Origin of the sequence: Niastella yeongjuensis, assembly GCF_900110245.1 — a bacterium.
In the GTDB taxonomy this organism is placed as follows: Bacteria; Bacteroidota; Bacteroidia; order Chitinophagales; family Chitinophagaceae; genus Niastella; species Niastella yeongjuensis.
Window position 1 is genome coordinate 133,040 of sequence record NZ_FOCZ01000005.1, and the last position, 12,040, is coordinate 145,079.

Consider the following 12,040-nt stretch of genomic DNA (forward strand, 5'->3'; position numbering starts at 1 on the left):
TTAATGAAGGATCAATTCCTGTAATTTTTTGAACAATTCCTCCCCTCTCAGGTTGGCGGCTACAATTTTCCCATTGGGATCTATTAAAAAGTTCTGGGGCACGGAATGGATGGCGTACAATTTGGCCACGGCATTGTCCCAGAATTTCAGGTCACTCACGTGGTTCCATACCAGGCCATCATCCTTGATAGCTTTCACCCAGGCGTCTTTTTTATTTGCCTGATCGAGCGATACACCCAATACCGTGAAGTTCTTTTCTTTAAACTGCTTGTATGCTTTTACCACATTCGGGTTTTCTTCCCGGCAGGGTACACACCAGCTGGCCCAGAAATCGAGCAACACATATTTTCCCCGGAAGTCTTTCAGGTTAACGGTATGCCCCGCGGTATCGGGCGAGGTGAACAACGGCGCTTCGGCCCCGATACACACCTTCATAAAAACATCGATGGTCCGCTTCAACGAATCGCCTTCCTTGCTTTTTTGTACTGCCGGACTTAATCCTTTAAACAGTTTATCATAGATGCGGATATCATCGGGCAAATACCCTATAGCATCTTTCAGGGCTTCTACGCTTACAAGATAATTCGGATGCGCTTTGATGAAAGCAATTTCCTGTTCGCGGCGTTCGTCCCTGAGCAATTTTATTTCATAACGGCCCTGTCCTATACCATTGGTATCATACTTTCCATCCTTCTTCTGATCATCGTAGAAACGTTGTGTCCTGACTTCAATCTTATTATCAGCCTCAGCCAACGCCTGTTTTAATTCACCCCGCTGTTTTGCCAGCAGTGCAGAATCCTGTGCCAGGAGATTGCCTGTTATTAAGATGAACGTCGCAACAAATAAAAATTTCATGTAGTTTTTGTTTTTAGAGTCTGACCTGTAAGGTCCGCTTTTGGGTTTTGAAATATCAACCGGTTTATGCGGTCCTGACAGGTCAGACTTAGTGTACATTGGACCTGTCAGGAGCGCATCATCTTTCTGTAAGTTCAAGACCCGATGGCGCACCTTACAGGTCAGCTCTGTTTTAATAGATACGTGTACCGTTGCCTTTTTCCATATAGATCATTTTGGTAACGCGGCCATCACCACTAAACGATGCTGCCACGGGGGCAATAGTACCTGTACCACTGATAGGGTGCTGGTATATCTTATAATGCCCTGCATTGTAAGTAGCAATGGCTATTACATTCAGGGACGCCGCCGGAGGCGGTGTACCAACTGGCTCAGGAAACCTGATATGCTGGATAGCGGTCACCGTTTCACCAGCTGGTATATCGAACAAGGGAGTTTCCGTAGCAGTAGCCACATCCGTCATATAGATCTTGCCATTGTAGGCATAATAGATGAGGTCAACATCGTAATTGCCACCAATAACGCTGGCATTCATCAGACCGTGTTGTGGTTTCAGCGTATCTGAATTCATCACTATATAACCGGGAGAGCCATAGAACAGCGGACCAAACGATGCATTCAACTTGTACAGGTAACCGCTGTCCTGCGGATTACGGAATAGCACCAGGGCCACGCTGCGACTGCCGGCATAACCGGTCATCCATTGCAGGTTGCCTTTTACGTTCTGCAATTTTTTCACACCATTGCTATCGTTCACTACCAGTTCCTTGGGAGTTTGCCCGTTATACAGGAAAAGACTTTTGCGGGTAGGGTCCCAGCCAATATCCATGGCTGCATCAGCCACCACGGGCGACAGGTTGTTATAGGAGATGCTGTTATAGGTGAGAGGATAATTACCAAACAAAGTGCCTTTGGTCATGCTATAAGCCTTCCCATCGTTTATGAAGCCAAGGAGGGTGGAGGCAACGGGTTGAAACACGGCTTGCGGTTTGCGTACAGCCGGTTTTGAAAAGAACATACTATCATAGCTCATCACCCTGGCCCCATTGTCGACCCGGTAAATAGCCGCATCGTTTTGCGACACTACCATCAATGCTGAATAGGTGTTTTGGGTGGTGAGCACCGTTTTAAACTGTGGCACAAATGCCACTGACATCAAATTGCCATCCAGGCCGTTGCCGCCATTGAAGAAAGAGATCCAGTTGTCGATGCGACCGGCCGGGTAAATGAAATCCATATCGGTTTTTCCCCCGTTGTCTTTTACCAGGTACCAGCCGTTCATGGTAAGGGTGGTTATATTTACCACCATGTTTACCTGCCGTACTATGCCGGTGTTCTTATCTCTGGCATTGAACACAAGGATATAGGCTCCGGGATCATTCAACACTTCATAGTTCAGGTCTTTTGTGCGGGCAATGGTATCGGGCTTTATCAACCCCAGGCCATTTATCGCGTTAAAGTTGGTTGAAAAGAGCGTCCAGTAAAAATCGTAACTGCTTTCACTTTCTACGGCAGGCGTAGCTTTTAAAAAGTCCTGGTGGGTATACAAATTAAAAGTATCCTTCAACCCGGTTACTTTCAGGGTTACTACCGGCCCGGCACTGGTGCTGTCGTCTTTATTACAGGCAGCCGCCAGCAAACCAAACAGCGCTATCAGTATATATAATTTCTTCATTGTTGTTTTGCTTGTTGATTAATTAGGAAAGCTGATGGGTGTACTGGCAGGATTGTTTGATTCCCGTACCGGCGCTTTGCCCGAAGCGATGTTGGCCGGGTCGGCATTGAATGCCTGCAATGCATCCCGCAGGTAGTTCTTGTAGTGCGTGATTGCCTGGGCTGTAAAAATAGCCTGCCACCAGGCTTCATCTATCCGCACTTTCAGCACATCGATCATAAACTGGTGTTTACCGGTGCTGTATTTACCAAGCGTTCCATAAGCAGGAGAAGTAAAGTTGTCAAACTTCCATGATTCAAACCGCTCCAGCCTGTCGCTGAATATAATGGTCTTTTCCATGGCATTCTTTTCTCCCAGCATAAACTCATCGTTGGCAGTTATCCGAATGCGTAAGCGGCAGGAGCTGTCTTTCAGGCTGGCATCCCTGAGCAGGATGATCGGCAGGCTGCCGATGGCGCTGTCGGCCTGTACATACATGATGGCCAGTGCACCCGGATCGGTAAAGGACACATAGTGTTTACCGGCAATGGCGGGGTTCGATTTAGGATATGCGGTGGAGTCGATCACCTTACTGGTAACCGAATCATATTTATAAGTATAATCGAATTCCGGTATTTGTTCAACAGTAACCGATCTGTTATAATCTGTAATTCCGCCTATGGTATTCAGTTTAATATAAATGGTATCCCGGGTAACCGCTGCCGCCTCATAAAAGAAGCTGAAGCTTTGGGTAGTGGTATCGGACATTTGTATGCGATGGCCATCGTTGTACATCAGGTAACCCTCTTTTTTACAACCTATGGTAACGGCCAGTAGTATGATTATTATGAAACTATATTTTTTCATATCAATGATCACTAGTTGTTATGATAATTAAATTCCCGGTCGGGTTTAGGCACCACATACCTGGCTGCTGTACCGCTAAAGTTTGCCCAGCCTGCTGGTAAAGTGGTTACATTGTACCGTTTGTAGGTGAAGAAGGTTTGTCCTTCTGCATAAAATTCGCGTACATATTCCCTGATCATTTTGTTCCTGCGGTCTGCTTCCCAACCGGACGCACTGAAACCGCTGGTAAAGGGGATCCCTTTTGTATTACAATAAATGCGATAGACGTTTTCCGCTTCTGCTTTTGACGTAGCACACTCTGTTAGTATGAGGTACATCTCGCTCAGGCGCAGCAATGCAACCTGGTTGTTGGGATACTGGATCTGCGTATTCTGATAAAACTTTTTGTACTTGGCATAACTGCTCTGGTTGGGATCTGATTTATACGACCACTGACCTACCCACCGGGCGTCTGTTGCTCTTTCTGCTGGTGGAAACAGGTTGCTGAGGTAGTAAAAATCAGTACCCGGAAAGCTAAAGTCGTTCTTTGCCAGCGATCCTTTTTCGCCAAAATTCGCATCTACGGTAGTATTCAGGTTATAGTAATTCACGGCAACAATATGTTCACTGGTGAAGGAATAGTCACCGCCCTGCTGGTCTTTCAATTCACCCAGTCTGAATGTTGACAGACCGGCGTGATTTTTGGCATCGATCACCATTTGCGCATATTTGATGGCGTTTAAACGATTCACATCACTCCGTGGTTTCAGCCAGTTGTACACCCGGGCTTTCAGCGCCAGCACCCCATAATAGTTCATCCTTACCTGGCGGTACAAATAATAGTCATCGGATACCACCGGAACAATACTACCATTTAATGGATCCGGATTCAACTCGGGTAAATTATACTTCGTTATAGGATCTACGCCTTTCAATAACGTATCTGCCTGATCGAGGTCGGCCAGGATCTGTTTGGTAAAATCATCGTAACTCAATAAAGGAACAATGTCTTTCGATACCGCCTTCACATAAGGCAGAATAGGATCTGCTACCGGTTTATCGGGCATGGGACCAAACAGGCGCAGCACATCAAAATGGGCAAATGCCCGCAGGGCCAGTGCCTCGCCTTTGATCAGGGAGTAGTTATCATCGAGGAAAATATTTTTTTGTGCATCTATCTTCTCCAGGATGCTGTTCGCATCGGCTATTATTTTATATTCTTTGGCGTAGATGGCATCGAGCGCTGCCCTGGCACCTACATCCCGGTAATTGGCATTGACCAGGGCGGTGAGCGTGGTAAAATTGGGAGAAATTACATCCCAGTTCTTTGCCATAAATTCAATGGTACCCCACTCCATGGCGCCACCATATGAATCGCTGCTTTTCAGATCTATATAGGCGCCGGTAAGCGCATCCCGGAATCCCTTTTGGGTACTGAATTGATCGTCTTTGGTGCTTTGGCCTTCCGGTTTTACATCGAGCCATTTTTTGCAACCGGTAAAAACCAACGCGCCGGATATTAATAGTGTGATTGTGATCTTGTTCATGTGCATTCAATTAAAAAGTTGCGTAGAGGTTAAAGCTTACCTGACGGGTGAATGGATAATCGAGCCCACGTTCCTGGCGTACTGTTGAGATATAAAACAGCTCTCCGGTGTTAGCCGATACTTGCAGGGCCTGCATACCTATCCGTTTTAACAAAGCACGGTTGGTAACGTCGTAGCTCAGGTTCACATTCTGACAGGTAAAGGTTGACTCGTTCTGTACAAAACGTGATGACGGGTTTACCGGTGCCGTTTCATTCAATCCGCGGAACGCGGCATGATCGCCAGGTTTTTGCCAGCGGTCTGTAAACACGCGTTCATCCACATTCAACCATTTGTCGGCCTCTTCTATTTTATCGATCAGCGTTTGGTTATACAACTGGCCGCCAAAACGATACCCAAAGGAGGCATTGAAAGTAAAACCGCTATACCGGAACATAGTACTGAAATTACCACGGTACTTCGGTTGTGATAAACCAACGTTTACCCGGTCGGCTGCATTCCAGGTATAGGTCACCTCGCCAAAGCGGTTCAGGAATAATTCTTTACCGGTGCTGGGGTCAATACCCAGGGAAGGCACTGCATAGATGGCGTTTTGCGATGCCCCTTCCCGAATGATCTTGTTCGGTGTATTAACAGTATAGTCGTATTGCAATGCCAGTTTATCATTGGCTGCTTTCAACGCCTGCGACAGTTTTACGATCTTGTCTTCGTTGTGCGCTATATTACCTGTAACCGACCACATGATCCCTTTATTACAGTTACAGTTATTTTTCAAAATGGTAACACGGGCTGTTAATTCCCATCCTTTTTGCTGCAGCTCACCAATGTTCTCTGTATAGTTGGTAAAGCCATTACTGTAGGGCAATTCCAGTGAAGACAACAGATTCGATGTTTTCTCTGTATAATAATCGGCCTGGATGAAAATGCGATCATTTAATAACTGTGTTTCCAACCCAAGGTCTACTTTATCTGTTTGCTGCCATTGCAGGTTGGGATTGCCCAGGGTTGTTTGCGTAGCACCCACCCAGTTCTTGTACCGGTCGTTAACGATGTAGGAATAAGTAGCCAGGGGTTGATAGGTGCCAAACGCCTGGTTACCGGTAACGCCAAAAGAACCACGCAGTTTCAACCGGTCAATATAGGTAAGGTCTCTTAAAAATCTTTCCTTATGCAGGTTCCAACCACCGCCGATGGCATAAAAAGGCGCATAACGTTTGTCGGTACCAAATTGTGAGGAACCGTCTTCCCGGTAAGTAAGATCAACAAAATAACGATCGTCGTAAACATAGTTGGCTGTACTTACCAGACCAATACTGCGGGTAGTGGATTCAGAACCAGTGGGCGCAGCGCCCTGCTGGTATTGAAGCGCCCGGCCCAGGAAGTCAACCGTTTCATCGGGGAAGCCTTCTGCTGCAATATTATAGGAGGTTGATTTAGCTTCATTCATTTCCGCACTTACCCCAATCGTTAAGCCATGAACCCCTGCAAACAGGTTATTATAAATAGCCTGTGCCCGGCCATTTAATGTAAAGGATTTGTTGGTGCTGTAATTGTAGGATCCTTTACGGAAAACATCCGTAACAGGATACTGGGCGAAAGCAGAGTGCGAAGCTGGTTTAAAATCATCGCCTGAACCCTGCGTGCTATTGATACTAAGACCGGCATTAACGGTCAGGTGGTTTACCAGCCGGTAATCTACCTGGAAGTTGTCGACAATGTTGGTATAAGCCGTTTTGTTGAATGTATTCAGCGTGGCATCGTACATAGGGTTGGCGTACGGCTGGCTGCCTTTATTCGACTGACTCCAATAGGCATAGAGATAGGGTTTGAAGGACTGCACCACATTCCCCTTGTCATCGTACGGGCTCCAATACGGGTTCAGTTTGGCATAGGAAGAAAAGGAACCGTAAGGGCTTTCGTTGCTTTTGTTGCTACCGATGCGCAGGCTGTTGGAGAAGTTCAATTTATTCAGGCGATAGGAAATGGTAGCTGTACCGTTCACTGTTTCGCGTTTGCTGCCTTTCATTACCCCGTTGATGCGGTTGTATTGTCCTTCCAGTGCATAGCGGAAAGAGGCATCGCCGCCTTCGAGGCGAAGACTATGGTTCTGGTCGGTTTGTGTATGTAAAGGCTGGCGGAGCCAGTCGGTATTCAACCCGGCGTCTACCAGGCCCAGGATATCATTGTAATATTTTTCAAGTAACAGGTTATCTGCCGGTGATTTTGTTTTGTTCGAATAGTATCCAGATGCTTTTTCCAATGCCAGTTTATCGCGGGCATTCAACAGGTGATAGCTGCTTACATCGGGCAGGCTCACATTCACGCCGCCCCTATAGGTAGCCCTGAGTTTACCGGCCGCGGGCTGTTTGGTAGTGATCACCACAACACCGTTGGCACCGCGGGAGCCATATAACGCCGTAGCAGAACCGTCTTTAAGCAGGGTAATATTCTGGATCTCGTTGGTATTGATGTCCATCATCCGCTGCAGCGTGATGGGGAAACCATCCATAATGATCAGCGGGGCATTCAATGAAGCCGACTGGTACTGGAACTGCTGATCGCGCAGGGCCAGTGAACCGGTTGTTGAACCGGCCTGAAACTGATCGATGTTTGGCAGGTTGCGGGTACCACGTAATTGTATCTCAGGCACCGTGTTGGGGTTTGAACCGATGTTGTTATTGGCAACTACATTAAAAGACGGATCGATGTTACCCAGGGTAACAAAGATGTTACGGCCCTGGAATTCTTTGATCTCTTTTTCAGTAATAACGCGGGTAGCGCCGGTATAACTTTCTTTGGGTTTGTTGAAGATCCCGGTGATCACAATATTTTCCTGCACGGCGGCTGAAGGCGCCATCATAAGCCGTACAGATACTGTTTCTTTTGTAATTCTGGCTGAAACGCTGCCATATCCTACATAACTCACAGTAATCACATCTCCTGTTTCTACATTAACCAGGAAGTGCCCACTGGCATCAGTAGTAGCAACACCCTGCCTTCCCTTTATAGATACCGTGGCACCATGCATGGGTCTGCCTGCCGTATCGGTGATCCATCCTTCAAGCGGGCGTGGCTTTGGTTCTTGAACTGCCACCGGTTCATTCCGCACAACAGGTGTTATTGATACAAACCTTAATGTGCGGTATACCATTATGGTTTTACCTGAAATGTTGAACGACAGCTCCTGATCTTTCAGCACGGTGTTCAGAAAATCGCGCAAGGGCATATTCTGTACATCGTAAGTTACGCGCTTTGAATCGTCGAGCGTACCTTTCTTGCTAAAAACAACATAGCCCGTTTGCTTTTCAATGGCTGTAAATACCTGTTTCAGTTTTTGGGCCTTACCGGTGAGTGTAACGCTTTGGGCCAATCCGGTTGCATGTACCTGTACCAAAGCAGCAGTTAATAATAAAACGGTCAATCTCATAACCAGCATAATTTGGGCGAGGTTGTGGCGTCTTTCCTGCCTGCCAGTCCGTAAGGCGGCTAATGCCCCCTTACAGGCGGTTGCAAGCGGAAAGGACCGGCCACAATCAGCAGTTTTTTGCATAAATTGTGAACAGTTTTGGTTGTTAAATAATGATGATAACTACACATTGGATGCAACCTGAAACTTGCCCGCTTACTCTGCCAACTGGCGGATTCGGCGGGTGACACCCACCTTCTCCGCCAGCTGGCGGATACGGTGGGCAACATCCGCCTTCGCCAAGGCTTCGGCGGATAACACCGGAGGTGCAGCGAACACTTCCGGTTTGTTTTTTCATGGCGCTATCCATTTATTTTGACAGGCCCTGTTTGCACGTTGCCTGTTTTATTCGGAGCAATACAATCCCGTTTGGCCCAGCGTAGTGTTCTACGGGCCATTACAGCATCGTTCAATAATGATAAGGAGGTTAGGTATAACGAGGATAAGGGGTGGTCTTGGTCTGGTTTAACTTCAGGGCAGCACTATGAGTTTTCTGCCTTCCACTTTAAAATGTATATCTGATCGTTCTAACATGGTCAATAGATCGCCTAATGGAACGTCTCGTGTCATCTTACCTTCAAACTCAACGTCCGGTATGCCTTTCTGATAACTTACTTCTATATCGTACCAGCGTTCCAGCTGTCGCATGATCTCACCCAGCGAAGCACCTTCAAAATTGAAGAGGCCGTTTTTCCACGCTATTACCTCCGCTGTCTGAACAGGGATGGGTTGGGAAAGCTGGGATGTTTGGGATAAGATCGTTTGTTGGCCTGGTTTTAATACGACGGATTCCTCTTTGCCTTCTGCCCTTTGCCTTCTGCCCTTTGCCACTCTTACACTTCCCTGCAATAAGGTAGTATGAATGGCATTCTCATTCTCGTAGGCATTTATATTAAAGTGCGTACCCAGTACGGTCACTTCGGCCCCTCCCAGCCCGCCCGGCTGGGGAGGGATGGTTACTATAAATGGCTTTTGTCTATTGTGCGCCACTTCAAAATAGGCTTCGCCTGTTACGGTCACTTTTCTGGCTTCACCGGTGAATGCCGTGGGGTAACGTAATGAACTGGCGGCGTTCAACCATACTTTGGTGCCATCGGGCAATGTTACCTGAAACTGGCGTCCTTTGGGGGTGCTCATGGTATTATACGTCACTTCACCGCTGGCCGTATTGCTTGCATCATAAGCCAGTGCTCCCCCTTTCAATACTACCTGGGCGCCGTTTTGCGTGGCAACCACTCCGTTGCCCAGGCTGTCTAATACCACACGCGATCCATCGGCAAGCGTTAACACGGCGCCGTTTTTCCCGGGTGCTATTTCGGCAGCCTGTACAACATTGGCAGGTGGCAGCGTTTTGTTCGTTTTTGTCGCAAGGAGGTAAACGCCAAGGCCCAACGCAAGGATAATGGATGCGGCTGCCCAACCCCATTTGCGTAAAAAGTGTACGCGATGGACTGGCCGGGCATACCCTGGAATATCTACAACTACCGAATCGTTTGCATCAGCAACGACACCGGTGATCTGTTGAGCCCCTCCTTTCAACCGGTTTTTCCAAAAAGCAATATCTTCTGTATTATCAGGTTCAAACGTCCCTAATTGATCTTCAATAAATGAAACAACTGTTTCATCGTGGTTTTCGGTGCGCAACAGCGTAAGCAACTGATCAACCTCACTGGAAGTTGCCTGTCCACTGGAATACTTTCCCAATAAATAAATAATATGCTGACTATCTGTTGCCATAATTAAAAATGATTGTCCCTACAACCACCCGTTTATAATGACGATCGATGGATAAGGAAGTACCAAATGATTTAATAATTATTTAAGAATTTTTTAAAAAGAAGATAAGTGCCACAGCACCAGTGATATCGCCGTGCTGTAATAAATACTTGCGGATGTCTTTTAGCGCCAGGTTTAGCAGATTGCGAACGGTGTGGCGCGAGAGTTCGAGTTCCTGCGCTATTTCATCATAACTCATCCCCTGCTCGTGGCGCATCTTATATATTAATGCGCGTTGCGCCGGCAATTGCTGAACGGCCTGGCGGTAGAGTTTTTCACCAATTTGATAATCCAGCAGGTCCTGGGTGGTATTGCTGTGCGCCTGTTGTAAATGGCGCACGAGGTGTTGTTGCAGTTTTACTTCATGCTCCTGGTGTTTGAGGTGGTCTTTGGCGCGGTTGGCGATCATGCGGTAAACAAAGGCTGCCGGGGTTTCCACGGTGGTAAGCGTTTCGCGAATGGACCATAGTTTAAGAAATGTATCCTGTACAATTTCTTCCGCCCATAGTTCCGACCCCAAAAATCGCGACACGTACAGGGCGAGTTTAACGGCATAAGCGTCGTAAAACTCGGCAAATGCCTGCGCATCGCCGCGGGCTATGCGTTGAAAAATTTCTCTATCATTATGTAAGGCGCTACTATCCAACTATATACTCCGTTTTTCTCATGGGGGCCAGACTTAAGTATAAACACTGTACTTAAGTATAGCAACAAAAATATTGAATTTTATGGAGGGAGCGGCCTGCTTAAAAACAAAAACCGGGCGCCAAATGTGCTGGCAGCCCGGTTGCTATGCGGTTTTCGATAAATCAATGACCCACTTTCCACCAGGCAGTACTCCCTGGTTTTCTTTCATCGGTTGCGCGTACCACCAATGTATCGCCATTGTTCAAATCTCCAAACACCTCCTGACCTTTGTCGGTCGACATGCCCGAACGTACATCCACCCAGGTTGCTTTGCCTTCTTTTACCCTGATCACAAATTTGCGCTCCTGGTTGGTAACAACCGCCGTGGGCGGAAGGATAAAAGAATTGCCGGTGCGTTGCAAGCCCAGTTTTACATAGGCAAATGAACCGGTTTTCAATTCGCGGTTGCTATTGTCAAAAACATACTCCCACAACTCCGTTCTGGTTTGCGGGTCTATGCTTTCGCTTTTGCGGCTCAGGGCTGCCTGAAATAATTTATTGGGAAAAGCATCTACCCTGAAGTTGGCGGTTTTCGAAACGGCACCTGAAGCCACATACAATTCAGGGACTGCTACCCGCAAGCGTAATTTATTATTCCGTTGTACAGTTAAGATCGCCTGGTTATTACCCACCAGTGTTCCGCGGTCCGCATTCCTGGCAGTGACCACACCATCGAAAGGCGCAGTCAACACCAGGTATCCTGCCACTTCTTTATAAGAACGCGTCAACTGGCGCGATGCTTCATAACTGGCGCTGTCTGCCAGGTATTGATTGCGGCTCCGCTCCAGGTCAACAGGCGCTACAATACCCGGTGTTTTTGCCTGTGCCGCTTTTGACAACCGCTGGTATACATCAGCACTGCTCATGTATTTCGCTTTTGCCGCCTGTAACGATGCCTGAAACTCTGCGTATTTCGTTTGCAGTTCCGGTGCTTCAATAATGGCCAGTGTTTGTCCCTGGCGTACTTTATCGCCCATATCCACTTTCAGGTCTTTTACATACCCCTGCACCCGCGCAAAAAGTGCAGCCTGTTCATACGGCAACAATTCAGCAGGCAATTCAATATTCTTGGTCACATTGGTATCGTGTATCACAAAAACGGGAACGGTATCGGGGGCATTAACGGGGGCAGCAGCAGGCGTTGCCGGATCGTCGTGACAACCGGCGAGTAGCGTTATTCCAAGTGCTGCAATAAAATATTTCATAAGC

General features: G+C 47.3%; 8 protein-coding genes. All 8 read right to left on the reverse strand.

All coding sequences use genetic code 11. From position 1 onward, the window contains the following. The 8 genes from BMX95_RS14665 to BMX95_RS14700 all read right to left on the reverse strand — a co-directional run bounded on the left by BMX95_RS14665 (window position 1) and on the right by BMX95_RS14700 (window position 12,036). Window positions 1–855 (reverse strand): peroxiredoxin family protein, encoded by an 855-nt coding sequence (locus BMX95_RS14665; protein ID WP_081203609.1) that lies wholly within the window; start codon window positions 853–855, stop codon window positions 1–3. 172 nt (window positions 856–1,027) lie between these two features. Then, window positions 1,028–2,530 carry a PKD-like family lipoprotein gene (locus BMX95_RS14670; RefSeq protein WP_081203198.1) on the reverse strand — a complete coding sequence of 501 codons (1,503 nt, stop codon included), beginning with the start codon at window positions 2,528–2,530 and terminating at the stop codon, window positions 1,028–1,030. 18 nt (window positions 2,531–2,548) lie between these two features. Further along, entirely contained in the window at window positions 2,549–3,376 is an 828-nt protein-coding gene (locus tag BMX95_RS14675) for a DUF4843 domain-containing protein (RefSeq protein ID WP_242673218.1), read from the reverse strand. 11 nt (window positions 3,377–3,387) lie between these two features. Then, window positions 3,388–4,902: a RagB/SusD family nutrient uptake outer membrane protein gene (locus BMX95_RS14680; RefSeq protein ID WP_081203199.1), complete on the reverse strand. Its 1,515-nt coding sequence runs from the start codon at window positions 4,900–4,902 to the stop codon at window positions 3,388–3,390. Window positions 4,903–4,912: 10 nt separating this feature from the next. Next, window positions 4,913–8,452, reverse strand: coding sequence for a SusC/RagA family TonB-linked outer membrane protein (locus BMX95_RS14685; RefSeq protein WP_081203200.1), 3,540 nt, complete (start codon window positions 8,450–8,452; stop codon window positions 4,913–4,915). A 387-nt stretch (window positions 8,453–8,839) separates the two neighbouring features. Next, window positions 8,840–10,105, reverse strand: a complete 1,266-nt coding sequence (locus BMX95_RS14690) for a FecR family protein (protein WP_081203201.1) — start codon at window positions 10,103–10,105, stop codon at window positions 8,840–8,842. Window positions 10,106–10,187: 82 nt separating this feature from the next. Next, window positions 10,188–10,790 (reverse strand): RNA polymerase sigma-70 factor, encoded by a 603-nt coding sequence (locus BMX95_RS14695; protein ID WP_081203202.1) that lies wholly within the window; start codon window positions 10,788–10,790, stop codon window positions 10,188–10,190. A gap of 163 nt (window positions 10,791–10,953) precedes the next feature. Beyond that, on the reverse strand, window positions 10,954–12,036 hold the full coding sequence (locus tag BMX95_RS14700; RefSeq protein WP_165759052.1) for an efflux RND transporter periplasmic adaptor subunit: 1,083 nt from the start codon (window positions 12,034–12,036) through the stop codon (window positions 10,954–10,956). Between the last annotated feature and the right edge of the window lie 4 nt (window positions 12,037–12,040).